Consider the following 25,635-nt stretch of genomic DNA (forward strand, 5'->3'; position numbering starts at 1 on the left):
GCTCCGCCCGTTCACCCCTGCTATGAGCGACCACAGCGAGACGAACGACGTCACGGACCGGGCGCCCGACGCGGAACTCGCCGCGTTCGTCACGGACCTCGCGTACGACGACCTGCCCGACGACCTCGTCCGCGCCGCCGAACGCGCCTTCGTCGACACCGTCGGCGTGACCGTCCCCGGCGCGGCGGAGGGCGCCGGTCGGGTCGCGATGGAGACCATCGAGGCGACGGGTGGCGACGGTCCAGCCACCCTCGTCGGCGGCGGGAGCGCCTCCCTCGCGGACGCCGCCTTCGCGAACGGGACCGCCGGACACGCGCTCGACTTCGACGACGTGACTCGGGGCGTGTGGCACCCGAGCGTCCCCATCGTCGCACCCATCCTCGTACTCGCCGAAGCGCGGGGGCTGTCGGGGGAGGCGGCGGTGACGGCCTACGTCGCGGGCTACGAGACGCAGTGTTACCTCGCGGACGCCCTCCTGCCGGCCCACTACGAGCGGGGGTGGCACGCCACCGCCACCTTCGGGACGTTCGGCGCGGCGGCGGCCGGTGCGGCCCTCCTCGAACTCGACGAGGGCGAGGCGCGCCACGCCCTGAACGCCGCCGCCTCCCTGCCCGCGGGGCTGAAGGCGAACTTCGGGACGATGACCAAGCCGATGCACGCCGGCCACGCCGCCCGGTCGGGTCTCACGGCGGCGCTCCTCGCCGAGCGGGGCCACACCGCCACGCCGGGCGCGATGGGCCTCGACCGCGGCTTCATCGACCTCTATTCGGGGAACTCGGACCCCGCCGTCGGCGAGATGGCCTCCCTCGGCGAGGAGTGGGCGCTCCGCACGGACGGTATTCAGGTGAAAAAGTACCCCTGCTGTTACTTCACCCACCCCGCCATCTACGCAACGGAGGAACTCGTCGCCGAGAACGGCGTGGCCCCCGAGGACGTGGAGTCCATCACGGTGTCGGCCTCGCAGGGGGCCGCCGACGCCCTCCACTACCCCGACCCGAGCACGGGGCTGGAGGGGAAGTTCTCGATGGAGTACACCGTCGCGTGCGCGGCCGCGCGCGACCGGGTCGGCCTCGCGGCGTTCGACGACGAGAACGTCTCCGACCCCGAGGTGCAGGCGGTGCGCGAGCGCGTGACCTTCGAGGTGGACCCCGACCTCGGGTACAACCCCTACTTCACGTCCGTGACACTGGAGACGCGCGACGGCGAGCGCTACGAACGGACACAGGAGGTGCCCCCGGGAACGCCCGCGGACCCACTCTCGGATGCGGAACTGCGCGAGAAGTTCGAGATGTGTCTCGCGCGCGCGGGGCGGGGGGACGACGCGGGAGCGGCGTACGACCGCCTCGACTCGCTCCGGGAACAAGAGGACGCGGGGAGCGTGCTGTCGTCGCTCTCGTAGGCGGCGCCGACGGGAACCTATTTGTCCCCCTCCGCCATTCGTGAGCCATGTTCGCACTCGACGACGAACAGCGGATGGTTCTCAGACTCGTCTCGGACCTCGCCGAACGCGAGTTCGCCGAGGACGCCTGCTCGCACGGCGGAGAACTGCCGTGGGAGAACGCCCGGACCCTCGCCGATCAGGGCCTCGTCGGCATCAACATCGCCGAGGAGTACGGCGGCGGCGGGATGGGCGAATTCGAGGCCATGCTCGCCATCGAGGCGGTAGGGCGGGTCTGTCCCGACACGGCGAACTACCTCTACGGGCAGTCGATGGTCGCCCCCCGGGCGGTGGAGATGTTCGGTACCGAGAAAGCGAAGGAGCGCTACCTCCCGCCCGTCACCGCGGGCGAGTCGGCGCTCTCCATCGCCATCTCGGAACCTCACGCCGGGAGCGACGCGGGCGCGATGGACACCCACGTCGAGGCGGACGGCGACGACTTCGTGTTGAACGGCGAGAAGATATGGGTCAGCTACGTCGAGGACGCCGACGCCGCCGTCGTCTGGTGTCGGTTCCCCGATGGAAACCTCGGGACGGTCCTGATGGACTTCGACGCGCCGGGCGTGGACGTCGGCGAGCACTACACGAACATGGCCGGGCACTCCCAGACGCACTTCTTCATGGAGGACGTCCCCGTCCCGGCGGAGAACGTCCTCGTTCGGGGCCGGGAGGCGTTCAAGGAGCAACTGAAGGCGCTCAACTGGGAGCGCTGCGGGAGCGCCGCCTACGCCAACGCCATCGCGCGGTGTGCCTTCGAGAAGGCCGTCGACTACGCCCAACAGCGAGAACAGTTCGACCAGCCCATCGCGGAGTTCCAGGGGATGCGCTGGAAGGTGGCGGAGATGGCCACCAGTCTCGAAATCTCGCGCAACATGACGTGGCGGGCGGCCCTCGAAGCCGAGGCGCGCGGGCGCGTTCCCGACCGACTGGCGACGAGCATGGCGAAACTCGTCGCCTCGCGGACCGCCGAAGAGGTCGTCAGCGAGTCCCTGCAGGTGTTCGGCGCGACGGGCTACCAGCGCGAACACCCGCTGGAGTACCTCTACCGCCTCCAGCGCGGGCGGCGCATCGCCGCCGGGACCGACGAGGTGCTGAAAGACCAGATCGCCAGCGCCGTCTTCGAGGACGGCCTGCCCGACCTCGCCTGAGTCCGGTCGTCAGTACGACTCGATGCGCTCGCGCCACACCTCGGGGATGGGCGTCGAGGTCCCCGCCTCGCGGTCGTACGCGACCTGCACCGACTCGCCGGTGGCCGCGAGTTCGCCGTCGCCGTACACCTCGTAGGACATCGGGAGCGAGGACTCCCCCATCCCGTCGATGGTGAGTTCGACGCGCACCTCGGCGCCGAGTTCGACCGGCGCGTGGTAGGTCAGTTCCTGGCTGACGATGACGGTGTCGACGTGGTCGAGTCGCTCGCCGATGACCTCGTCGTAGAACGCGGCGCGTGCCTGTTCGAGGTAGGTGAAGTAGACGGCGCTGTTGACGTGGTCCATCGCGTCGATGTCCTTGAACCGTACCTGAATCGTGGTGACGAACGGGTCGTCCATACCGCCGTGGGGCGCCCCGCCGTACTAAACCTCCCGCCATCGCGCGCCACGGGGATAGCAGGTCACTCGACGACTCCGCCCCTCTGAGCCGGTCGCGTTCGGCCGCGTCGTAGCCCAGCGCGTCGAGGAGGGAGTCGGTGTCCGCGTCCCGGCCGGGCGCGTCGTCCAGTCCGCCGGGCGTCCGCGAGAACTCCGGGACGACGCCCGGAAGGTGGTACGACCCGAGTTCGGGGTGGTCGCGCTCGACGACGGCCCCCTGTGCGCGCACCTGCGGGTCGGCGACCATCCCCTCGCCGTCGTTGACCGGCGAGGCGAGAATCGTCCCCTCGCACTCGACGAAGTACGCCATCCACTCCTCGGCGGTTCGGTCGGCGAGGACCGCCTCGACGTCCGCCTGAAGTTCCGTCCTGCGTTCCAGTCGCGCCGTGTTCGTCCCGTAGGGGTGGTCCGGGTCGGTCCAGTCGGGGCGGTCGATGGCCGAACAGAAGTCCCGCCAGTGGTCGTCGATGACCAGCAGTCCGAGGTAGTCCTCGGCGGTGGCGAAGTAGCCGTTCGGGGCGAACGTCGCGCGGTAGGCGGGGTCGTAGTCGACGTGGTGCTGGCCGCCGGTGTACTCGGCGAGCTGGTGGCCCATGAGCGAGACGACGGCCATACTCTCGGGGACGCGCGGGCGGGGTTAAGTCCGCCCGTGCGACGTGTTATCGCACAGAAACACTTAGTAGCGCGACTCGCACACGTCGTAACACGATGAGCGACGACGACTCGGCGACGACGGAGCGACGTCTGCAGACCGGCTGGCAGGGACGGTACTACGAGGACTTCCAGGTCGGGGACGTCTACAAACACCCCTTCGGGCGCACCGTCACGGAGACGGACAACGTCTGGCTGACGAACGTGACGATGAACCTCAACCCGATGCACTTCAACGAGGCGTACGCCGCCGAGACGGAGTTCGGCGAGCGACTCGTCGACGGCCTGTTCGTCATCTCGCTGGCGGTGGGGATGAGCGTCGTGGACGTCTCCGTGAACGCCACCGCGAACCTCGGGTACGACGAGGTTCGCCACCACGCGCCCGTCTTCCACGGCGACACCATCTTCGCCGAGAGCGAGGTCATCGAGAAACGGGAATCCTCCTCCCGGGACCACGTCGGCATCGTCACCACGAAGCTCCGGGCGTTCAATCAGGACGGCGAGAAGGTCCTCAGCCTGAAGCGCACGCCGATGGTGCTCAAGCGCGAGTACGCCCAGCCGAGCGCCGCCCGGCCGCCGGGGTGGCCGGAGGGCGTCGGTACCCAGCCCGAGGACCTCGGGGACCAGCGGGGCGACTGATGGGCGACGAGCGACTGGTCGGCGACCTGCCTCTGACCGACGCGGCGACGGCGGCCGAACAGGTACCGGACGACGCCTGTCTCGCCGTCAGCGGGTTCGGGAGCGTCGGCTACCCGAAGGCCGTCCCGCTCGCCCTCGCACGGGCGGCGGGGTGGGAGGGGACGCTGGACGGCGGAGAGGGCGATGGACCGCCCGCGACCGGCGACCGGGACCTCTCGCTGACCGTCGTCTCCGGCGGGAGCGTCGGCGACGAACTCGACACCGCACTCGTGGAGGCGGGCGCGATGGCGCGCCGCTTCCCCTATCAGGCGCGGGCCGCCTCGCGGTCGGCCGCCAACGACGGGAGCGTGGCCTTCCACGACCGGCACATCGCGGGGCTGGGCGACGAGGTGCGCTTTGGCGGGCTCGCGGACCCGGACATCGCGATAGTCGAGGCCGTGTCGGTGGGCGAGGACTGGCTGGTCCCCTCCACGTCCATCGGCCACACCCCGGCGTTCGTCGCGGCGGCCGACCGCCTCGTCGTGGAGGTGAACCGCGCACAGCCGCTGGCGCTGGGTGACCTCCACGACGTCTACCGCCTCGCGCCGCCGCCACACCGCGAGCCCATCCCGCTCACGCGACCCGGCCAGCGCATGGGCGACCGACGGGTCCGGTTCGACCCGGGGAAACTCGTCGCCGTCGTGGAGACGGAGACGCGCGACTCCCCCTACTCGTTCCGCGACCCGTCGCCGCGCGACGAGGCCATCGCCGCGAACCTCGGCGACTTCCTGAGCGAGGAGGTCGAGCGCAACCCGGCGTTCGCCGAGGCGGTCCGCCTCCAGTTCGGCGTCGGGAGCCTCGGCAACGCCCTCATGGGCGAACTCGGCTCGGTCGACTTCGGGGACCGGGAGGTGGCGTACTTCGGCGAGGTCATCCAGGACGGCCTGCTGGACCTGCTCGACGAAGGGTCGCTCGCCGCCGCCAGCGCCACCTCGCTCGCGCTCTCCGCGGAGGGACAGGACCGCCTGTTCGCGGACGTCGAGCGTTACGCCGACGACGTGGTCCTCCGTCCGGCGGACGTCTCGAACAGCGCCGAACTCGTCGCCAGACTGGGCGTCGTCGCCGTCAACAGCGCACTGGAGGTGGACCTCTACGGCCACGTCAACTCGACGCACGTCGGCGGGACGCACGTCCGCACCGGCGTCGGCGGGAGCGGCGACTTCAACCGCAACGCCCTCGTCTCGGTGACGGCCCTGCCCTCAACTGCCGCCGGGGGCGACATCCCCCGAATCGTCCCGATGGCCCCCCACGTCGACCACACGGAACACGACGTGGGCGTCGTCGTCACCGAACAGGGCGTCGCGGACCTGCGGGGTCGCTCGCCGCGCGAACGCGCCGACCTGCTGGTCGAGGAGTGCGCTCACCCCGACTTCCGGCCCGCGCTCCGGTCGTACCTCGACCGGGCCCGCGAGACGGGCGGGCACGTCCCCCACGACCTCCCCTCGGCGTTCGACTGGGAGTAGTCGGGCGCGCACCGTTCGTGTTTACGTTCCTGAGAATTTCTAACGGAAGAACAATAATTTTACCACCCGTGGTATCGTGGGACACGGTGGATCACCGATGAACGTCCTAGAGGTGCTGACCGTCACGACGGTGCTGTACTTCGTCGCCGTCGCGTTCTGGATACTCAAGATGGAAGACTACCTCCAGACGCGCGAGGAGAACCGGGAGACCACGGCTGCCGGGGGTGAGCAGTGATGGCACAGGGAGGGGCCGTCTCGACGTGGGGCTGGGGGTTCCTCGTCGGCTACATCGTCCTCATCGCCGGGCTGGGGTACCTCGGGTACCGGCGGACGAACTCGCAGGACGACTACGCGACGGCCCGCGGCGGGTTCGGCTTTCTCACGCTGGCGTTCGCGTACGCGGCCACCGTCGCCAGTGGCTCGACGTTCATGGGCATCCCGGCGATGGCCTACGGGATGGGGTTCAAAGCCGGCTACTACGCCATGATCTACCCCATCGGCATCTACCTCGGGATGCTGTTCGTCGCCCGCATCACGAAGAAGGTGGGCGACCGCTTCGGCTCCCAGTCGGTCCCCGACTTCCTCGGCGACCGCTATCAGAGCCCCCTGCTCCGCCTGCTGGCCGCGCTCCTCGCCCTCTTCCTCCTGTTCTACGTGATGGCGCAGATAGCGGCCGCCGGGTGGATGTTCGACACCATCCTCGGGCTGGAGTACGACATCGGCATCTGGTTCGCCGGTGGCCTGTTGCTCCTGTACCTGACCGCCGGCGGGGCGCACGCCGACATCCTCACGGACGCCGTACAGGGAGCCATCATGGTCGGCGTCACCCTGCTCATCGTCGTCATGTTCGTCACCGGGTGGGGCATGGAGGGCGGGATGACCGCCGTCAACGGCGCGCTCCCGACCGACATGCAGTGGAACACCCACACCGACCCGGCGAACCCGACGTTCGCGAGCTGGTGGGTCATCTTCCTGCTGTTCATCGCGCACATCGGCTTCACGGCGCTTCCCCACCTCGGCAACAAGTTCTTCGCCATCAAGGGGACCCAGTACATGAAGAAGTTCATGACCGTCTCGGCGGTCATCGGGATGGCGCTCCCGCTGATGTTCCTCGGGGGGATCCTCGGGCGCGCACAGGGAATCCAACTGGAGAATCCCGACGCCATCGTTCCGATGCTGTTCGTCGAGAATCTGCCGGCGGTCGTGGCGGCGTTCCTCGGCGTGGCCATCCTCAGCGCCATCATCTCGACGGCCGACGGCCTCATCATCGCCATCTCGCAGATATTCGCGAACGACCTCTACCGGAAGACGTACGCCCCGTGGCGCGGCCGCGACCCGAACGACGACGCGGTCAACCAGCGTGCCCTCTGGATATCGCGCATCGCCACCGTCTTCGTGACGCTCGGTTCCGTCGCCGCCGTCATGACGCCGCCGGAGTACCTCGCCATCCTCCTGTGGGTCGGTATCGGCGGCATCATCGCCGGGTACGGCGGGCCGTACTTCGTCGGCGCGTTCCGTGAGAACACCTCGAAGGTGGCCGCCCTCAGCGGGTTCTCCCTCGCGTTCGTCGTCTACTTCGTCATCCACCTTGGCCCGCAGTTCGGCCTCTACGAGGGCTGGTACCCCTACAACGAGAACCCGTTCGCCTCCTCGGCCATCGGGTTCGTCATCTCGTGTGTGACGACGTACCTCGTCAGCAAGTTCACCGAACCGCTCCCCGCGAGCCACCTCGACGAGGTGTTCCGACCCGAGCGGAAGGGGACGGCGAAGTCGGGGACCAGGTCCGAGTCGGGGGCGGACGACTGATCCCATGGCCACGACGACCCCCCACCCGGACGGGACCGAGGTTCGGACGTTCGACCCGCGCCTCGACGCGGGGACGGCGACAGAGCGGACCGACCGCATCACGACCGGGGCCTACCTGCGGTCGCGCGTCGCGTCGCTGTTCGGACGCGACGAGCGCCCGGCGGACGTCTCGCTCGTCTACTACCCCGACTACGTCGCCTACACGACCGTCACGCTCCACCGCTACGTCGGTGGCGACCGGACGGTGAAGTTCCTCGTCGGCATCGACGCCGTCACCGGTCGCGTCGGCGAAGTCGACGTCGACCTGCCGACGCGGGAGGCGCGGCGCGTCGACCCGAGCGCGGTCATCGCGCCCGACCGTTCGCCGGTCGACGCCGAGGCCGAGTGGGAGGAGTGGCTCTTCCCCTACCTCGACCGTCGCTTCCGGCCGGTCAAGCGCCCCGACTACACGCTCGACGACCTCGAACTCGTCTTCGTCCCCTACTGGCTGGTCGACTACGGGAGCGCCGAGGAGAGCTACGTCGTCAGCGGCCTGACGAAGCAAGTCGAGGAGGTCGTCTCGCTGAAACCCGTCGAGGGGTACTACGCGGAGACGCGGGGAGCAGGCGCCCGCGAGTGACTCAGTCGAACGCGGCGGCGACGACGGCCCGCAGTCGGTCGTCGACGGTCCGCGGGTTGGTCGCGATGCGCCGGTCCTGAGCCACCGTCCGCTCGACTATCGCCCCCACGTCGTCGGTCCCGAGTCCGAGGTCCGACAGCGACCCCGGGAGATCGAGGGCCGCCCGGAGGCGGTCGCACTCCGCGAGGAGGGCGGCCGCGGCCTCGTCGTCCGTAGCCGCCTCCGTCACGCCGAGGTCACGGGCGAGCACGGCGTACTCCCCCCGGCGCGCCGGGAGGTTGTACGTGAGGCCCGGTCGGACGGAGGCGGCGAGACACTCCCCGTGGGGACGACCGGTCATCCCGCCGACGGTGCTCGCGAGGGCGTGGACCACGCCGAGTCCCGCCGTCGAGAACGCCGCCCCCGCGAGGTGTGCGCCGAGGCTCATCGCCCGCCGTGCCGCCCGGTCGCCACCGTCGGCGTACGCCCGTTCGAGCGACCCGTGGGCGAGCGTGAGCGCCTGCCGGGAGAGCGGCCGGGACACCGGGTTGGCCCCCTGATAGGTGATGGGCCGTTCGGGGACCCAGCGGTGGTCGCGGGCGGTGAGCGATTCGAGGGCGTGGACGAACGCGTCGAACCCCGAGCGGGCGGTGACGTGTGCCGGCAAGCCCTCGGTGAGCGTCGGGTCGACGAGCGCGGCCGTCGGACGGAGGTGTTCGTCGCTGATTCCGCGCTTTACCCCCTCGTGCGCGAGCACGGCAGTCTGTGTCGCCTGCGACCCCGTCCCGCTGGTCGTCGGCACCGCCAGCACCGGAGCGGTCGGGCCGGCGACCCGACCGACGCCGAGGTAGTCCGCGGGGTGGCCGCCGTGGGCCGCGAGGACTGCGGCCACCTTCGCGGTGTCGATGGCGGAGCCGCCGCCGACGGCGACGACGCCGTCCACGTCGTCCAGCGGGAGGTCCTCGAAGTCGTCGGTACCGGGTTCCGTCGTCGCGTAGTGCGTCTCCACCGGACGCTCGACCGGGTCGGTGACCCGCGAGAGGACGCCCGCCTCCTCGACGCCCTCGTCGGTGACGACGAGCGGACGGTCGACGCCGTACCGGTCGAGTGCCGCCGGGACTTCCGAGGCGACGGTCGCACCGAAGCGCACGTCTGGAGTTCGAAACGTTATCGGAGTGCCGTGAACGTCGTCCATGCCCCGTGTTCGCACCCGCCGCTGAAAGTCCTCGGGGACGACGCCACGGTACTCCACGTTCCCTCTACCGGAACGTTAAATATCGGGTAGGCATATGGCATCGTAGCCCATGATACAGCAGGACACGAACACGGGTGGCGTCAAGTCCATCGGGACGGCGTTCGACGTTATCGAAGCCCTCCGGACGCTCGACGGGGCGCGCATCACGGAACTGTCGGAGGAACTCGGCGTCGCCAAGAGCACCGTCCACCGCCACCTCGATACGCTGTACCGCCGGGGGTACGTCGTCCGCGAGGGCGACGAGTACCACGTCGGCCTCCGGTTCCTCCAGTTGTCCGAACACGCCCGCCTCCGCAAACCGGAGTACGAACTCGCGCGCGCGAAGGTAGAGGAACTCGCCCGTGAGACCGAGGAGCGCGCGCAGTTCATCGTCGAGGAACACGGCGAGGGGGTGTACGTCCACCTCGAGACCGGACGCCACGCGGTCCACACCGACTCCGGCGTCGGCCGGCGAATCCCCCTCTACGCCACCGCCGCCGGCAAGGCCATCCTCGCGCAGTTCCCCGACGAGTACGTCCGCGAACTCCTCGACCGCGACGGGATGTCGGAACTCACCGACCACACCATCACCGACCCGGACTCGCTGTTCGAGGACCTGTCGACCATTCGCGACCGGGGGTACAGCGTCAACGACCAGGAGAACACCCGCGGCATCCGCGCGGTGGGCGTCCCCGTCTCTGGCCCCGAGGGGTTCGTCGTCGGTGCGCTGAGCGTCTCCGGCCCGACCCACCGGATGAAGGGCGACCGCCTCGAACGGGACCTGCCCGACCTGTTGCTGGGGACGGCCAACGAACTCGAACTCAACATCACCTACTCGTGACAGGGCTACGACTGTCACGTCGGCGTATCTGTTTCGTCTCGTAGAACCGCCATCCGGCGCGCGTCGTCCCCGAAATCGAACCCCGAAGGAGGGAGCGACCGCGTTCCGCGCGCCGCGGGCCGTTCCGCCGCGCAGAACGACGCCCCGTGCGGACCGGGAGGCGCCGGCGTACCCACACCGGGGTTTATGTCAGCTCGAACGAACCGAGGGGGTATGATCGGCGACGACCCACTGCTGACCGACGAGGAGTCGGCGTACCTCGCTGAGACGCGGCGAGCGCTCGACGAGGAGGTGTTCGTCGGGCGACTCGACCGCGAGCACGTCCGTGCGCTGGACCGCAACGAGGAGTCGGCGGAGGACTGGCGGGAGTACATGCGGCGGATGGGCGAACGCGACTTGCTCGGCATCAGCGTCCCCGAGGCGTACAACGGGGCCGGCGGGACGTTCACGGAGACGGCGCTGGCGGAGGGGGCCATCGGCAACCGGGGGAGCATCGTCCACGCCTGTCAGGCCTCGCTCACCCAGCACATCGGGCGGACGATGTACGAACACGGAAGCGAGCACGTTCGGGAGACCTACCTGAAGCCGATGCTCGCCGGGGAGTTCGTCGTCGCGCAGGCGTTCACGGAACCGGCGAGCGGGACGGACATCGCCCACCTCGGGACGCGCGCGGAACGCGAGGGCGACCACTGGGTCGTCGATGGGGAAAAGCGGTTCATCGACTTCGCGCCCTACGCCGACGTGCTGTTCGTCCCCGTCAGGACGGGTGGCGAGGCGGGCGACCGGGAGGGCCTGTCGATACTGGTCGTCGACGGCGACACCGAGGGGTTCGAGGTGCTCGAACGCCACGCCGACTGGCACGGCTTCCGGGGGACGGGCGCGTCGTGGATTCGCTTCGACGACGCCCACGTCCCCGTCGAGAACACCATCGGCGAGGCGGGCAGCGCGTGGTCGTACATCACGAACGAACTCAACCTCGAACACCTCACCATCTCGCGGTACTGCCTCGGTGCGGCCGAGCGCGCACTCGCATTCGCGGCGAACTACACCGAGGCCCGCGAGGTCAACGGGCGGCCCCTCTCGCGCTATCAGGGCGTGAGCCACCAGCTCTCGGAGTGTGCGACCCGGCTGGACGCCGCCTACCTCCTCAACACGCGGGCGGCGCGCATCCTCGACCGGGACGGGATGGCCGCCGGCCGGATGGAGGGGGCGATGGCCAAGCAGTTCGGCAACGAGGTGGCCCACGCGGTGGCCGACACCGCGATGCAGGTGATGGGCGGCGTCGCCACCACCGCGAAGTACCCCGTCGAGCGCATCCAGCGAGACGTGCGCGCCGGGCGGTACATGGGCGGCGCGACGGAGGTGATGAAGGCCATCGTCCAGCACGACGCCTACGACAGACTGCGCGACGAGGACTTCGACGGGTCCCTCGTCGGACGGGAACACGAGGGCCTGCCGTGGTGAGCGGGCGTCGGAGGGAGGAGGTCAGTCGGGGCGTTCCATCCGGAAGCGACTCTCGACGGAGTCGTAGAAGCTCCCGGCCAGTCGCCCCACGACGTCGAGGTTCCCGACGTCCACCTTCCCGTCCTCGGTCAGGAGGCCGTCGTCGATGTGCGCGTACACCACCTCGCCCATGACGACGTGGTGCGATCCGACCCGCTGCATGTCGTACAGTTCGCACTCGTAGGCCACCTCGACGCCCGCGACGCGGGGCGGGCGCACCTTCGTCGAGGCGGCGCGTTCGAGGTCCGCGAAGTCGAACTCGCTCTCGTCGCTCGGAACCGAGGCGCTCGTCCGATTCATTGCCTCCGCGAACGGCGCGGTGACGACGTTGACGACGAACTCCTCCGTCTCCTCGACGTTCCGGGCGGTGTCGGTCAACCCGTGGGGGCGGACCCCCGGCGCGAACATGACGACGGGCGGCGAGACGCTCACCACGTTGAAGAAGGAGTACGGCGCGAGGTTGTCGACGCCCTCGGTGCTCGTCGTCGAAATCCAGCCGATGGGTCGCGGGACGACGGTGCCGGTCAGCGTGCGGTACATCGAACGGTCGTGGGTGCTCGGATCGAGTTCCATGTGGTCTGGTTCCCTCGCGAGGGACGCTGCCGTCGCTTTCGCGGCGACCGCCAAAGCGTTTCGCCCCCCGCACGGGGTGGTCCCACCGCCTCCGGGAGACCCCTCGTCCAGAGTGTAACGGAACGGCGATGGCCCGCGGCGCGACCCCCGGACGGTGACTCGCCCGGCGACCCCTGCGATCCTGTGTCCGGTCATCGGGCGCGTCGGTCGCTCCGCCGCCGACCGGGGAGTTAAGTCCCCGCGGCCGGACCTCAGGTCGGTGACCACCCAGTGCCGACAGCACACGTGACGGGCCTCGCGGCCCTCCCGAACGGACGGTACGACGCGCCGGAGCGTGACCTCGCACTCCGGGTCGTCCTCGACGCACTCGACGACGCGGGCCGTTCCCCACGCGACATCGACGGCCTCTACCTGCCGAAGCCGCGCCCGTGGACGCCACAGGGGTTCTTCTCGACGCTCCTCGCGAACCTCCTCGGGGCGGCACCCCGGCGGACGGTGGAGACGTACACCGGTGGGACGAGCGGCGGGAGCGCCTTCCAGACCGCCGTCGCGGACGTTCGCGCGGGCCGGGCAGAGACGGCCGTCGTCCTCGCCGTCGAGCGCAACTCCATCATCGACACCGCCGACTACTTCCGGTACATCCTCGGCATCTTCGACCGGGAGTTTCAGGCCCCGGCGGGACCGTCGATTCCCGCCGTCTACGCCCAGTCGATGCAACGCTACTGCCACGAGTACGGCGTCTTGCGGGAGGCGATGGCGGATATCGTCGTGAAGAACCGTGCCAACGGGGCGACGAACCCCGAATCGGTCTTCGACGCGGGCGTGAGCGCCGACGAGGTGCTCGGGTCGCGACCCATCGCCGACCCCCTCCGACTGTTCGACTGCCCCCGTCCGTGCGACGGGGCGGCCGCGCTGGTCGTGTCGAGCGAACGGTCGGGGAACGCGGACGGCGAGGCGGTTCCGGTAGCGGGACTCGGTGCCCACCACGCGTCGAGCCATCTCGTTGGGACGCGCGACGGGTCGCTCGCGCACCTTCCCGCGGTCGGCGGGGCGGTCGAGGACGCACTCGGGGACGCGGGATGCGACGTCGAGTCGGTGGACGTCCTCGAACCGTACGCGCCGTTCCCGCACGTCGAGGCCATCCTCACGGAGGAGGCGGGCCTGTTCGACCGCGGCGAGGGTGTCGCCGCCTGCGCCCGTGGCGAGACGGCCCTCGACGGCGCACACCCGGTGAGTCCCTCGGGTGGGTGTCTCGGCCGGGGGCACCCCGCGATGGTGACGCCGCTGTTGAACCACGTCGCCGCCGTCCGACAGGTCCGGGGGACCGCCCACAATCAGGTGGACGGCGCGGAGACGGTCCTCACGACGAGCGAACACGGCCACGTCGACGGTGCCACGGCCACCGTCTTCGGGGGTGGGCGATGAACGGGTCGTCCGACCCCGACGACTCGGGTGACGGCGGTGGCGCGCTCGAAATCGGGCGCTACACCCGCCCGTTCTGGTCGGCACTCTCCGAGGGCGACTTCCTCGTCCACGAGTGTCGGGACTGCAACCGGGCGTTCTTCCCGCCCGCGCCGGTCTGTCCGCACTGCGGGGCCACGGAGGTCGAGTGGGTCGAGGCCAGCGGCGAAGCGGAGCTGTACTCCTTCACCCGCCAGCACACCGCGCCGCCGGGGTTCGATGCGCCGGTCCTCCTCGGTCTCGTCGAACTGGCGGAGGGCCCGCGCGTGCTGTGCGCTATCGAGGGCGAGTACGGCGACCTCGAACTCGGGCAGGCGGTCGAACTCGTCGCGACGGAGTACGACGAGGGGTTCGACCGCGGCGACCTCTCGGGCGAGGCGTTCTTCGCGGCCCGGCCGGTCCACGACCGAAGTGAGTAGAGGAGGGCGAGACAGGAGGAGAGCGAAACGGGAGAAGAGCGAAACGGGAGGAATGAGAAGCAGGAGGAAAGGAGAGAACGACCGCGATTCGGTCAGTAGAACGTCTCGTTCGCCTTCGCCGTCTCGACGAGGAGATCGCAGGGGAGCGTCTCCATCGACTTCTCGAACGGTTCGTGGCGGTCGGCGAGTTCCACGAGGCGGCGGACGACGGCCTTCGCGCCCACCTCGTCGGCCTTCTCGAAGGGACCCATCGGCCAGTTGCCCCCGAGGCGTGCCCCGGTGTCCACGTCCTCGACGGTGGCGACGTCGTGCTGGACCATCTTCGCCGCCTCGTTGATGACCGGCGCCCAGACGTCGAGGGGGTCGACGTCGCGCCCGGCGCGGGCGTCGATGTCGGGCGCGTCCTGGTCCTCGTAGCTGTAGAAGCCGTGGTCGGCCTTCCGGCCGTAGTGCCCGCGGTCGTACAGTTCGTGCAGGAGCGGGCAGACCCGCGTGTCGTAGCGCAGCAGTCGGTCGTCCGTGAGGTGGTCCTCCTCGGCCTCGACGCGAATCTGGATGCCGCCGGTGAAGTCCGCGAGTTCGAACGGCCCCATCGGGAAGCGCTCCTTGTACTTCATCGCGGAGTCGACCTCCTCGATTTCGGCCTCACCGTAGTAGGCCATCCACGCGGCGGCCTCGCCGTACGGTCGCATGCAGCGGTTGACGATGAACGAGGGGACGTCCTTGCGACACCGGATGGGCGTCTTGCCCCAGTCCTCGACGAGGGCCTCACCCAGGTCGGCGACGACGGGGTCGGTGTGTTCCGTCTCGATGACCTCGACGAGGTCCATCAGCATCGGCGGGTTGAACCAGTGCGTACCGATGACCTGCGAGGGGCGGTCGGTCCCCTCGGCGAGTTTCGTCACGTTCAGCCCCGAGGTGTTCGTCGCCAGAATCGCGTGGTCCGGCGTGTGCTCGTCTAGCTGGTCGAACACCTGCGCCTTGATGGACTGCTGTTCGAGGACCACCTCGGTGACGAAGTCCACGTCGCCGACCGCCGTCTCGAGGTCGCTCTCGAAGGAGAGGCGGTCCAGCGCGGCGCTCGCCTCCTCCTCGGAGATGTGGCCCTTCTCGGCGGACTTGTCGTAGCTCCACTCGATGTGGCCCTCGGCGGCCTCGACCTGTTCGGCGTCGATGTCCTGCAGGGTGACCTCGTAGCCCGCGAGTGCCTGCACCGCGGCGATGCCGCGACCCATCTCGCCGGCGCCGATGACCGCCGTGCGCTCCACGTCCTCGACTGATTCGAGCGTCATGCTCGCTCGTTGGCGTGGGGTGTGAAAAGTGTGTCCGGTTCGCGCGTGCGTCACCACCTCACTCCCCCTCTGACCCTCACTCCCCCTCCGACTCGCGCCGGCGCCCGCACCCGGATAGGCGCTCACTCCTCGCAGTCGAGGGTGCGCGCGAGGGCCGTGAGGTCGTCCGCGAGCGTCGTCGCCGCCGTCAACACCGGGTAGGTCCAGTCGGCGTCGTGGTAGAGGTACCGACAGAGGGCATGGCCGTCCAGGGAGTGACTGTCGACGACCGGGTCCCCCAGGCGGCGCTGGCGGTCGGTCACCGTCGTCTCGCATCGCTCCTGCAGGGCCGCGAGGCGCGTACAGGGGCACTCGGGGCCGTCGTCCTCCCTCCTCGCCGGGAGCGGGCCGGAGCGGGTCGTCCCCCGCAGGTCGTCGGCCGCCTCGACGATGTCCCGCAGGGTTCGGTCGGCGTCGTCGAGCGCCGCCGACTCGACGTCCAGCGCGTCGATCAGTCCCTCCCGGGAGGTCCGTGCGGTCCGGGCGGCCCCCAGCAGGGTCTCCCTGAACGACTCGGTGAAGGTCGAGGGACCGCCGCAGACGACGCCCGTGGCGATGTCCTGGCCGAGTTCCGAGGCGAGGTGCTCGGCGAGCGACTCGTCGTACACCGACCCGAAGTGGTCGACGGCCATCACCGTCTCCCGGTAGACGCACCTGACGGCCGCGAGCGGGTCGGAGGACCCCCCCACGGACGTCGACAGCGTCGTCGTCCGCATCGAGGGCACGCCGGACGGCCCGGTGCTGGTCGACCCCGGGAGCGAGAGGTCCTCGACGCCGGATTCGAACCGACGGAACGCCGCTCGCTCGGCGGCCACCTGCTCGCGCTCTTCGCGGAGCAGGTCGCGGGCGGTTCGGACGGGGGCGACGACGTGACGGTGCATGGTGTCTCCAGCGGGGGTGTCGTGGCCGACCGAACCCGCCGGACGGCGGACGCCGACGCTGGCGAGGCTACGAGGACTCCCCCTCTCTCGCAGCGGTTCGTGGTATCGCATGACAGAGAGTGCGGCGTCGTGTTAAGTGTTGTTGTGGGGAGGTGACTGGTCGAGGCGTGAGGGCGAAATCGGGGTCGAGCAGCGGAAGCGACGTTTCGGCGGACCGACGAGACAGTGACCCCGGAGACGACGGGTCGTGGCTCGCGCTCCCAAACGCTTACCTCGGGGAGGGACACAGAGACAGTCGATGCGCACCGAGGAGTCGACCGGCGGCCGCCTCCCCCTGTCGGGGGTGACGGTCGTCGACCTGACGCAGGTGGTCGCCGGCCCGTTCGCGACGATGACGCTCGCGGACCTCGGGGCCGACGTGGTGAAGATAGAGGCGGTCGGTCGCGGCGACCGGAGCCGGTCGATTCAGCCGGTGCCCGAGTACTTCGACACCATCAACCGGAACAAGCGGAGCGTCACGCTCAACCTGAAGGACGAACGCGGCCAGCAGGTCGCACTGGATTTGCTGGCCGACGCCGACGTCTTCGTCGAGTCCACGAAGCCCGGCCGCATCGACCGCTACGGCCTCGACTACGAGACGGTCCGTGAGGTGAACCCCGACATCGTCTACTGCACCATCACGGGGTTCGGGACCGACAGCCCCTATCAGGACCTCCCCGCGTGGGACATGCTCATCCAGGGGATGAGCGGCATCATGAGCATGACAGGCGAACCCGACCGCACGCCCCTCTGGTCGGGACTCCCGAGCGGCGACCTCATCGCCGGGTCGTACGCCGTCCAGAGCGTCCTCGCGGCGCTCTACGCCCGCGAGCGCGGCGATATCGAGGGGGAGTGGGTCGAGGTGCCGATGTTCGACGCCGCCGTCTCGTGGCTCACCTCGCGCGCCGGCTACACCTTCGGGACGGACGAACCGTTCCCCCGTCACGGGACCCACCACCCCTCTATCGCGCCGTTCGGACTGTTCGACGCGGTCGACGGTACCGTCGTCGTCGCGGCCGGGACCGGCAGTCTCTGGGAGGCGCTCTGTGCGGCGGTCGACCGCCCGGACCTCGCCGAGGACGACCGATTCGCGACGATGGACGACCGGGTGGAGAACCGCACGGAACTGCTCGCCGCCCTCGAACCGGTGTTCGCCGACTACGAGGTGGCCGAACTGGTCGCCCGACTGCGCGAACACGACGTCCCCGCGGGGCCCATCCACGACACCGCGTCGGTCTGGGAGGACGAACACGTCCGGGAGCGGAACCTCCGGCGGACAATGGAACGCGAGGGGCGGCCGGACGCGGAGGTCATCGACCACCCGGTCCACTTCACCAACCTCGTCACCGACCTCGGGACGCCGCCCGAGGAACTCGGGGAGAGTACGGACGACGTCCTCTCGGACCTCGGGTACGATCCGGAGACCGTCGACGACCTGCGGCGGGACGGGGTCGTCGACTGAGGTGGGAACGAGGTCGTCCGGTCGGCGTCGGGAGTAGGGACACCTCGGTGTCGCAGATGGGTGAGGGTCCCCCCACACACACACCCCTCGTCCAGAGTGTAAACGGGAACGAGGGTGGGGGGAGGGGAAGCGGAGGTGTCGGTCAGTGGAGACGTTTCCCGCTATCGAGGCCAACCGACTCGTGAGGCGCGGAGCGTGTACTGCAGTGACTGCCAAAACAGAACCCCTCTCGAACCCGCTAGACCACCGTTTCCCGTCGAATCGCCGAAGCAGCCGAGTCTACGCTCGGCTGTCTGTCGACTTGCTTAATCTAGCTTGGCGGGATGTTCGCTGGAGTAGCTATTAAATCTAGGGGCAGAACAGTATCGTCGGATGAGAGGTCGCGTGGAGAGTGGTGTGGACTGTGATTCGGACGCACCCCTCGCTGCTCTCTCGAGGAGTGTCGTGTATCGAACTACGAGACGGCACAGGAGGCCGCGAGACGTCAGTACCGCCGTCGTCCGGCGACAATACACCGACTTCGACCTTGACCCACCGCTCCGTTTCGACGCACCTCCCTCCTTACACCCCCCACCCCCTCTCGCGCAGTTACACTCTGGACGAGGGGTGTGTGTGTCCCCTCGGCCCCATCGACAGTCCCCGTCGGCTGGGCCGAACTCCGACGCGAACTGACGGCCACCGGGGAGTCGTTCGACTCCTCGACCCGGTGGATGAGGTCGACCCATCTTGAGTAATGTCGACCCGGTGCGGGTAATGGTTCGCCGTCACGGGTGATGGTCTGTCTCTGTACTGCCTCCCGCCTCTGCACCCTCTTCCGTCCTTGCACCCCCTCCTGTCTCTCTCATCTCCGACCCGCTCTCGCGCAGTTACACTCTGGACGAGGGGTGTCCGAGACCCGTCCCATGTACTCACCGACGACCGGCTCTCGTGGTCTCTACGGCCGATATTCGGACGGATACACTCTGTGCCGGGGGTGTCGGACGCGCGTCTGACGAGTGAACAGCGTTCGACAGACGAACAGAACGTGTGCCGACATCGCACACGAACGGACACATTATCGGGACGCTCCTCGACACCCTCTCCCTCCCGCGCGGTTTACACTCTGGACGAGGGGTGTGTGTTCCCTCCGTCTCGGACCCCCGACGGTCCACCTCCTGTCACTCGATACACTCTGGACGAGGGGTGTGGGGAACCGGCAGTACGAGCAGTCAGCCCGCCGAATACACTCTGTTCGCGGTCGGTCAGGGATTCGACCTGTCCGGTCGGAGGTCGTCCGAACGCGGTGAATACCGTGTAGATACACTCTGGACGGGGAGGGACAGATATATGTGGGAGGCGTTCCGCGAGTGACTATGGCAGACGAACCCACGCGGCTCTCGGACTTCGACGGGGCGTACGACGACCCGTCCGAGGACCCCCTGTTCGCCGCCGAGGACGAGGGGCGGGGCCGACTGGGCGTCTTCGAACGCAAGGAACTCCTGAAGGTCGGACACGTCCCGGAGAGCACTCGCATCGTCGGTCGAGACGGGGAGATCGAGTCGGTCGCCGCAGAACTCCGCCCCATCGTCCAGAACGATCCGCCGAACAACGTCGTCATCTACGGGAAGACCGGGACGGGGAAGTCGCTCGTCGCGCGCCACGTCACCGAGCGCGCCCGGCGGGCCGCCGTCGCGAACAACGTCGCCGCGGGGACGGTGTACGTCGACTGCGCACAGCACAACACGCAGACCCGCGTCGCACGCACCATCACCCGGACGCTCAACGACGAGGAGGTCACCGGCCTCTCCATCCCGCGCGCCGGCATCGGGAGCGGGGAGTACTACGACTACCTCTGGGAGATACTCGACAAACGGTACGACGCGGTCGTGGTCATCCTGGACGAGGTGGACCGCCTGAGCGACGACGACGTTCTGATGCAGCTCTCGCGCGCCCGCGAGTCTGGGAAGGCCGAGTGCCACCTCGGGGTCATCGCCATCAGCAACAAGATCGAGTACCGCGACCGCCTCAACGAGCGCGTCAAGTCGAGTCTCCGCGAGGAGGAGTTCGTCTTCCAGCCGTACGACGCCGACCAGTTGCGCGACATCATGCACCACCGGCGCGACGCCTTCCGCGACGGCGTCCTCACCGAGGAGGTCATCCCGCTCACGGCGGGGTTCGCCGCACAGGAACACGGCGACGCGCGCAAAGCCATCGAGATTCTCCGCCACGCCGGGGAACTCGCGGAGCGCCGGGGCGACGAACACGTCACGGAAGACCACGTCCGCGACGCACAGGAGTGGGCTGAGATCGACCGCTTCGAGGAACTGCTCCGCGGATCGACGACGCAAGTGAAGTTCATCCTCTACGCGCTCGCGACGCTCACCGAGGCCTCCGACGGCGAGGAGTTCTCGACGAGTCGCATCTACGAGCGCTACCGCGACACCTGCGACACCCTCGGCGCGAACGTCCTCGGCGAGCACCGCGTCTACGAACTCCTCAAGGAGCAGGCGTTCCTCGGCGTCGTCGAGTCCCGTCGCACCGGCGGTGGGCGCGGGCAGGGCAGCTACCTCGAACACCGCCTCGTCAAGGACACCGACGTCGTCCTGAAGTCCGTCCTCCGGGACAGCAGGCTGAGCGACCTCCGGTAGGGTGTCCGAGCGGGACGGTCCCCGGTACGATTCCCCGACGACGGGAGGACGACCCCGACGGCCGACTGGCAGCGTCGGCCGCCACGCACAGCTATTTGTGACCGCTCTCACAACCCCTTGCCATGCGAATCGGGAGATATTCACACGGCGACGAGGCGCCGTGGGTCGGCGTTCGGCGGGAAGAATCGGTCGTCGACCTGCGGTCCGCCGGCGCGGCCGTCGGCATCGACCTGCCACGCTCGACCCGCGCGTTGCTCGGAGAGTGGCGCTGGCAGGAGAAGGCGGGACTCGCGGTCGACTCCGCCCTCGAGACGGGCGTGGGACGCTACGACCACGACGAACTCGACCGGCACGCGCCGGTCGGTGCCCCGGAGAAGGTCGTCTGCGTCGGGTTGAACTACGCGGACCACGTCGAGGAGACAGACGAGGACCCGCCGGAGGAACCGGTCCTCTTCTCGAAGTTTCCCACGTCGGTCGTGGGCCCGGACGACGACATCGCGTGGGACCCGGACCTCACCGACGAGGTGGACTTCGAAGCGGAACTGGTCGCCGTCGTGGGCGACCGTGCCCGTGAGGTGAGCGAGGACCACGCGATGGACCACGTCGCCGGCTACACGGTCGGTAACGACGTCTCGGCGCGCGACCTGCAGTTCGACGACGGCCAGTGGGTCCGGGGCAAGAGCCTCGACACGTTCGCGCCTACTGGTCCCGAACTCGTCACCAGCGACGAGGTGGCCGACCCGGAGGGACTCGACATCTGGACGGACGTGAACGGCGAGCGACTGCAGGACTCCTCGACGGAGCACCTCGTGTTCGGCGTCGCCGAACTCGTCGCGTTCTGCTCGCGCGCGTTCACGCTCTCGCCGGGCGACCTCGTGTTCACGGGCACGCCCCCGGGCGTCGGCGCGTTCCGCGACCCGCCGATTCACCTCGACGACGGGGACCGCGTGACGGTCGGCGTCGAGGGTATCGGCGAACTCACCAGCGACTGCAGACACCGCTGAGCGGCGGCAGTTCGCCCGCCCCCGGCGCTCCTCGTGCACGTCGTCGTGACACCACTACCGTTGTCACGTGCGCTCAGTCGGACGAGGAGGCCTCACCCTCGTCGAACTGGTCGAGCAGGGAGAGGACGTCCTCCTGTCGGCCGGTGTCCCGGTCGACGACGCGGATGTCGACGAGGACGTCGTAGTCGCCCGCGCCCATGTAGTCGGCGCGCTTGAGTCGTTCGAGGGTGTTCTCGGTGACGGCGACGGTCCGGCTCTGGAGTTTCTGGAGCGTCTCGCGAGAGGACTCCAGCGGGTCGCCGCCGCGTTCGGGGCTCTCGACGCCGCGTTCGCCCGTCAGGTAGGTGTACACCGCCTGGTGGGAGACGAAGTCGTGGTCGAGCGACTCCACGTCGACGCCCTCGCGCTCCAGTCGTCGGCGGGCCGTCGTCCGGTTGCCGGCGTCGACGTCCTTCGCCGTCAGGAGGCGGTAGGTGTTCTCGACCTCGCCGTCGACGGGTCGCATCCGGGCGTCCTCCATCGCCGCCGCCAGCAGGCGACGGTTGAAGTAGTCGGCCAGTTCGCGGAGGCTCATCCGGTCGCCCTCCTCGTCGGTCCAGCGCGCCTCTAAGTCGGCACCCATCCCCGTCAGTTCGTAGTCGTCGATGAGTCGGGCGACCTTACTCATCGCCACTCGTCGTGGGCTGTTCACTCCGGTCGTTCATTACCTGTGCCAGGGGCCGAGACGGTATATGACTTGCTGACTGCACGGAGGACGTCACTCACGGACGAACCGCACGACGGGGATACCGTTCGCCAGAGCCGAACGGACGGGGCGGCCGAACGACAGGGAAGTCGGGCCGGTGGGTGGGACGTGACGGGGAGCGAGGCGACGGGCACCGCTACGACTCCTCGGACGTCTCGTTCGGGTTCGTCGAACGCTCAGGAATGGAACATGAGGTTCACCTCGATGGCGTTGGCGCTCGCGAGGAGGCTGTCCCGCAGGTCCGCCTCGCGTCCGCACCCGAAGAGCCGACGGGCGGGCCCGGAGAGCGTGATAGCTCCCTCAACGGTCCCGTCGGGGGCGTGGACGGCCGTCCCGAGTGCGACGACGCCGTCGAGGTACTCCTCGCGGTTCGTGGCGACGCCGGACTCCCGGACGTCGGCGAGTTCCTCGTGGAGGGACTCGCGGTCGGTGATGGTCGCGTCCGTGAACGCGGGGAGGCCCCAGCGGTCGACGACGCCGTCGACCCGGTCCCGCGGGTACGTCGCAAGGACGGCCTTCCCGCCGGCCGAGCAGTGGAGGTACACCGGCGTGCCGACGGTGATGTCGCTGGGGACCGACCGGTCGCCCTCGCCGACGTGGACGACGGTGCCGAGTCCATGCTGGATGGTCATCGCGACGACGTGTTCGCCCGTCTCCTCGGCGAGGTCCTCGACCGGCCGCCGGGCGGCCTGCGCCAGCGGTTCGGCCGCCCTGACGTGTTCGCCGAGGGTGAGAAACCGGATGCCGAGACGGTACTCCTCGCCCTCGCGGACGACGTAGCCCTTCGACTCGAGCGTCGCGAGGTGGGCGTGGACGGTGCTCTTGGCCGCACCCACCGACTCGGCGATGTTCGTCACGCCGTCGCACTCGACCGCCCGGAGGTGTTCGACGATGTCGAAAACGCGGACGACCGACCCGAGGCGACGGTCCCGCCCGTCCTGCACTGTCATGGGTGGTGGTACCGAACGACGGTAGTTAACTGTTGTTCTACGATGACGAACGTTCTGTGGGTTCGTCCTCCGGAGACGGCACGCGTCGGGAACGGTCGCGGGCCGGTCACGGGGTGGTCGGGAGGGCGGTCCGGCCCTGTCGGACGAGGGGGACGACGGAGACGAGGAGCGTACAGACGACGGCGGCGGCACAGAGGGCGTAGGTCGTGGCGAAGCCGAACCAGCCGTCGACCATGGGGACGGCGAGCACCGGGCCGAGGCTCAGGCCCACGTCGCCCATGACGTTGTAGACGCCGCCCATCCGTCCGACCTCGTCGCCGGGCGTGATGTCCCCGAGGGTCGCCATGAGGACGGGGCCGGCCCCGCCCGTCCCCGCCCCGATGAGCGCCGCCCCGACGAACAGTCCGGAGAGCGTGGGGACCCCGGCGAGGACGGTCAGTCCCGTCGCGATGGCGACGAACGTCGGCAGGAGGAGGACGGCCCGGTTGTCGAGGCCGTCCGACACCCGGCCGGTGACGACGGTCGCCCCGCTGGCGGCGACGACGCCCACGCCGAGGACGAGTCCGCTGATGCCGGCGGCGTCGAGGGCGGACACCGACACGCCGGTCGACTCGGCGTACTTCGCCACCGTGGCGAGGAGGACGCCGCCGAAGATGAACCGGAGGGTCATGTTCCCGACGCCGATGGGGACGACGCGCGGTTCGTCGCGGACCATCTGGGGGACGTCGCGCAGGCGGGTCCGCCGGTCGGTCTCCGGCCTGACGTCGGGCAAGACGAGGTAGCCGACGACGCCCGCGACGCCCGCGAGGACGCCCGCGAGGAGGAACGCGGCCTCCACCGAGAGGAGGTCCGAGACGAGGCCGCCGACGACGAGGCCCGTCGGGAAGCCGAGCGACTGGCCGCCACGCATGTACCCGAGCCACTTCCCGCGGTTCGACCGGTCGGTGACGTGGGTGACGGTGGCGAACGCGCCGATGAAGACGAACGCGCTCCCGACGCCCCACATCGCCCGCGCGAGGAGGAAGACGACGGCGGCGTTCGAGACGGGCCCGACCAGCGGCAGGTCGGCGGCCGTCCCCGACGGGACGCGCAGGCCCGCGAGGTAGCCGAAGGGGGCCAGTCCCTGTACGAACAGGCCGACGATCATCGGGCGGCGCGACCCCACCCGGTCGATGATGGTCCCTGCAGGGGCGTTCATCGGGAGGCGGGCGAAGCGGTTGGCCGAGAGGATCAGGCCGAGCATGACGGCGCTGATGCCGAGCAGGTCGTCGAGGAGGGGGAGCGTCGGGAAGGCGACGCCGGTCGCGATGCCGCCGAAGAACACGCCCGCGACGACCGCCAGCGAGACCTTCCTGACGTCGTAGCCGTCGCTCACCGGCTGACACCTGACGGGGCCGACCCGGTCGGCGGCGCGACGCCGAGGTGGGAGGAGTACCCGTGGTCCACGTTACTCCAGGTCGGTCCGGAGCGTGACGGTGCTGTAGCCGACGAATGCGGCCGTCGCGATCGCGAAGACGGTCGCGTCGAGCGACCAACCTCCGGCGACGTTGTAGAGCGCCCAGGCGGTCACTGCGAGGACGACGGCGACCACCGCGTGCTTCCAGCGCGAGGCGACGACCCGCACGGCCGGGTGTCGGTCGAGGTGGTCCGGGTAATCGTACTCGTCGTGGTCGCCGATGGTGGCCGAGTCCTGTGACATACATCATCTACCAGGGGAAGCGGGACATAAAAGTCCAGCGCGAGGCAACCTTTTGGTCGGCGCGCTCCGACCCCCGGGTATGGTTCAGAGGCCAGGGAGCGCTGGACGGGCGCGGTCGGCGCTGAGCCGGGTACTCGACCTCTACCCGACGAGTCAGCCGCCCACCCCTGCGCTCGACACAGCCGGCGAGCGGGCGGTCCTGTACGACCGGTGGTTCGCCGCGCTCGCTGACCTGCTCGTCTGTTTCGTCCTCGTCGAGGCGCCCCTCCTCTCCCTCGTCGACACCCTCTCCGGAGGGAGGTTCCTCGACGTGCCCGGCGTCCCGCTGTTGTCGGTCGTCCTGCTCGCGCCGATCTACGTCACCTACTCGTTCGCCTTCGAGTGGCGCTACGCTCGCACCCCGGGGAAGGTCTGGCGTGACCTGACGACCGCGACGACGGACGGCCGCCCGCCGTCGCTGCGCGCCAGTGCCGTCCGGAACCTCCTGCGGTACGTCGACGGGGTGGGCGTTCCCCCCCTCCTCGTCGGGACGGTCAGCGCGCTGTGGTCGGTGTCGGGCCAGCGCCTCGGCGACCGACTCGCGGGGACGGTCGTGGTCCGCACTCGTTGAGCGCCGTCGAGCGTCGCGAGCAGTGAAAAAGACGCG

24 protein-coding genes and 1 pseudogene are annotated in these 25,635 nt (G+C 69.4%); 15 read left to right on the plus strand and 10 right to left on the minus strand.

Annotated elements, in window-relative coordinates; all coding sequences use genetic code 11:
• Positions 1–22: 22 nt before the first annotated feature.
• Together NKG96_RS17935 and NKG96_RS17940 are read left to right on the plus strand one after the other, a co-directional pair.
• Entirely contained in the window at positions 23–1,399 is a 1,377-nt protein-coding gene (locus NKG96_RS17935) for an MmgE/PrpD family protein (RefSeq protein ID WP_254538524.1), read from the plus strand.
• A 47-nt stretch (positions 1,400–1,446) separates the two neighbouring features.
• On the plus strand, positions 1,447–2,586 hold the full coding sequence (locus NKG96_RS17940) for an acyl-CoA dehydrogenase family protein (RefSeq protein ID WP_254538525.1): 1,140 nt from the start codon (positions 1,447–1,449) through the stop codon (positions 2,584–2,586).
• 9 nt (positions 2,587–2,595) lie between these two features.
• Here NKG96_RS17940 and NKG96_RS17945 read toward each other — a convergent pair whose 3' ends face one another.
• Together NKG96_RS17945 and NKG96_RS21105 are read right to left on the minus strand one after the other, a co-directional pair.
• Positions 2,596–2,985: an acyl-CoA thioesterase gene (locus NKG96_RS17945; protein ID WP_254538527.1), complete on the minus strand. Its 390-nt coding sequence runs from the start codon at positions 2,983–2,985 to the stop codon at positions 2,596–2,598.
• 199 nt (positions 2,986–3,184) lie between these two features.
• Positions 3,185–3,637: pseudogene (locus NKG96_RS21105) on the minus strand (CoA transferase); the annotation flags it as partial.
• 95 nt (positions 3,638–3,732) lie between these two features.
• On the opposite strand from NKG96_RS21105, the gene NKG96_RS17955 reads away from it, so the two are divergent.
• The 5 genes from NKG96_RS17955 (at position 3,733) to NKG96_RS17975 (ending at position 8,241) form a co-directional block, all read left to right on the plus strand.
• Positions 3,733–4,314 (plus strand): MaoC family dehydratase, encoded by a 582-nt coding sequence (locus NKG96_RS17955; protein WP_254538529.1) that lies wholly within the window; start codon positions 3,733–3,735, stop codon positions 4,312–4,314.
• On the plus strand, positions 4,314–5,816 hold the full coding sequence (gene scpC, locus NKG96_RS17960) for a succinyl-CoA:acetate CoA-transferase ScpC (RefSeq protein ID WP_254538530.1): 1,503 nt from the start codon (positions 4,314–4,316) through the stop codon (positions 5,814–5,816). The genes NKG96_RS17955 and scpC overlap by 1 nt, the downstream gene beginning before the upstream one ends.
• A 97-nt stretch (positions 5,817–5,913) precedes the next feature.
• Positions 5,914–6,051, plus strand: coding sequence for a hypothetical protein (locus NKG96_RS17965; protein WP_254538532.1), 138 nt, complete (start codon positions 5,914–5,916; stop codon positions 6,049–6,051).
• The gene (locus tag NKG96_RS17970; protein WP_254538534.1) at positions 6,051–7,622 is read left to right on the plus strand and encodes a sodium:solute symporter family protein; all 1,572 of its coding nucleotides are present in this window, start codon (positions 6,051–6,053) and stop codon (positions 7,620–7,622) included. Before NKG96_RS17965 ends, NKG96_RS17970 begins: the two co-directional genes overlap by 1 nt.
• Positions 7,623–7,626: 4 nt before the next feature.
• On the plus strand, positions 7,627–8,241 hold the full coding sequence (locus tag NKG96_RS17975) for a hypothetical protein (protein WP_254538535.1): 615 nt from the start codon (positions 7,627–7,629) through the stop codon (positions 8,239–8,241).
• Between the two features lies 1 nt (position 8,242).
• Here the strand turns inward: NKG96_RS17975 and NKG96_RS17980 are convergent, their stop codons facing one another.
• A complete protein-coding gene (locus tag NKG96_RS17980) occupies positions 8,243–9,415 on the minus strand; it encodes an iron-containing alcohol dehydrogenase (protein ID WP_254538536.1) in 1,173 nt (390 codons plus the stop codon).
• A gap of 109 nt (positions 9,416–9,524) precedes the next feature.
• On the opposite strand from NKG96_RS17980, the gene NKG96_RS17985 reads away from it, so the two are divergent.
• Positions 9,525–10,295, plus strand: a complete 771-nt coding sequence (locus NKG96_RS17985; RefSeq protein WP_254538537.1) for an IclR family transcriptional regulator — start codon at positions 9,525–9,527, stop codon at positions 10,293–10,295.
• 213 nt (positions 10,296–10,508) lie between these two features.
• A complete protein-coding gene (locus NKG96_RS17990) occupies positions 10,509–11,759 on the plus strand; it encodes an acyl-CoA dehydrogenase family protein (RefSeq protein ID WP_254538539.1) in 1,251 nt (416 codons plus the stop codon).
• A 21-nt stretch (positions 11,760–11,780) separates the two neighbouring features.
• Here the strand turns inward: NKG96_RS17990 and NKG96_RS17995 are convergent, their stop codons facing one another.
• Complete coding sequence (locus tag NKG96_RS17995) at positions 11,781–12,371, minus strand: flavin reductase family protein (protein ID WP_254538541.1); 591 nt, start codon at positions 12,369–12,371, stop codon at positions 11,781–11,783.
• A 270-nt stretch (positions 12,372–12,641) separates the two neighbouring features.
• Between NKG96_RS17995 and NKG96_RS18000 the strand changes: the two genes are divergently transcribed.
• Positions 12,642–13,796 carry a thiolase family protein gene (locus NKG96_RS18000; RefSeq protein WP_254538542.1) on the plus strand — a complete coding sequence of 385 codons (1,155 nt, stop codon included), beginning with the start codon at positions 12,642–12,644 and terminating at the stop codon, positions 13,794–13,796.
• Positions 13,793–14,251: a Zn-ribbon domain-containing OB-fold protein gene (locus tag NKG96_RS18005; protein ID WP_254538544.1), complete on the plus strand. Its 459-nt coding sequence runs from the start codon at positions 13,793–13,795 to the stop codon at positions 14,249–14,251. Before NKG96_RS18000 ends, NKG96_RS18005 begins: the two co-directional genes overlap by 4 nt.
• Before the next feature lie 92 nt (positions 14,252–14,343).
• On the opposite strand, the gene NKG96_RS18010 is transcribed toward NKG96_RS18005, so the two are convergent.
• Positions 14,344–15,543: a 3-hydroxyacyl-CoA dehydrogenase gene (locus tag NKG96_RS18010; protein WP_254538546.1), complete on the minus strand. Its 1,200-nt coding sequence runs from the start codon at positions 15,541–15,543 to the stop codon at positions 14,344–14,346.
• 122 nt (positions 15,544–15,665) lie between these two features.
• Positions 15,666–16,463, minus strand: coding sequence for a DUF7260 family protein (locus NKG96_RS18015; protein WP_254538548.1), 798 nt, complete (start codon positions 16,461–16,463; stop codon positions 15,666–15,668).
• 298 nt (positions 16,464–16,761) lie between these two features.
• On the opposite strand from NKG96_RS18015, the gene NKG96_RS18020 reads away from it, so the two are divergent.
• The 3 genes from NKG96_RS18020 to NKG96_RS18030 all read left to right on the plus strand — a co-directional run bounded on the left by NKG96_RS18020 (position 16,762) and on the right by NKG96_RS18030 (position 21,595).
• Positions 16,762–17,964, plus strand: a complete 1,203-nt coding sequence (locus tag NKG96_RS18020) for a CaiB/BaiF CoA transferase family protein (RefSeq protein WP_254538549.1) — start codon at positions 16,762–16,764, stop codon at positions 17,962–17,964.
• Between the two features lie 1,352 nt (positions 17,965–19,316).
• Positions 19,317–20,591 carry a Cdc6/Cdc18 family protein gene (locus tag NKG96_RS18025; RefSeq protein ID WP_254538551.1) on the plus strand — a complete coding sequence of 425 codons (1,275 nt, stop codon included), beginning with the start codon at positions 19,317–19,319 and terminating at the stop codon, positions 20,589–20,591.
• A gap of 122 nt (positions 20,592–20,713) precedes the next feature.
• Positions 20,714–21,595: a fumarylacetoacetate hydrolase family protein gene (locus tag NKG96_RS18030; protein WP_254538552.1), complete on the plus strand. Its 882-nt coding sequence runs from the start codon at positions 20,714–20,716 to the stop codon at positions 21,593–21,595.
• A 73-nt stretch (positions 21,596–21,668) separates the two neighbouring features.
• On the opposite strand, the gene rdfA is transcribed toward NKG96_RS18030, so the two are convergent.
• From rdfA to NKG96_RS18050, 4 genes are all read right to left on the minus strand, one after another.
• Positions 21,669–22,262 (minus strand): rod-determining factor RdfA, encoded by a 594-nt coding sequence (gene rdfA, locus NKG96_RS18035; protein ID WP_254538553.1) that lies wholly within the window; start codon positions 22,260–22,262, stop codon positions 21,669–21,671.
• A 254-nt stretch (positions 22,263–22,516) separates the two neighbouring features.
• On the minus strand, positions 22,517–23,290 hold the full coding sequence (locus tag NKG96_RS18040; protein WP_254538554.1) for an IclR family transcriptional regulator: 774 nt from the start codon (positions 23,288–23,290) through the stop codon (positions 22,517–22,519).
• 106 nt (positions 23,291–23,396) lie between these two features.
• Entirely contained in the window at positions 23,397–24,665 is a 1,269-nt protein-coding gene (locus NKG96_RS18045; RefSeq protein WP_254538556.1) for an MFS transporter, read from the minus strand.
• 72 nt (positions 24,666–24,737) lie between these two features.
• A complete protein-coding gene (locus tag NKG96_RS18050) occupies positions 24,738–24,989 on the minus strand; it encodes a hypothetical protein (protein WP_254538558.1) in 252 nt (83 codons plus the stop codon).
• Between the two features lie 79 nt (positions 24,990–25,068).
• Here NKG96_RS18050 and NKG96_RS18055 point away from each other — a divergent pair, with 79 nt between their 5' ends.
• Positions 25,069–25,599 carry an RDD family protein gene (locus NKG96_RS18055; protein WP_254538559.1) on the plus strand — a complete coding sequence of 177 codons (531 nt, stop codon included), beginning with the start codon at positions 25,069–25,071 and terminating at the stop codon, positions 25,597–25,599.
• Positions 25,600–25,635: the final 36 nt, after the last annotated feature.

It is taken from the genome of Halomarina litorea, assembly GCF_024227715.1.
Taxonomy (GTDB): Archaea; Halobacteriota; Halobacteria; order Halobacteriales; family Haloarculaceae; genus Halomarina; species Halomarina litorea.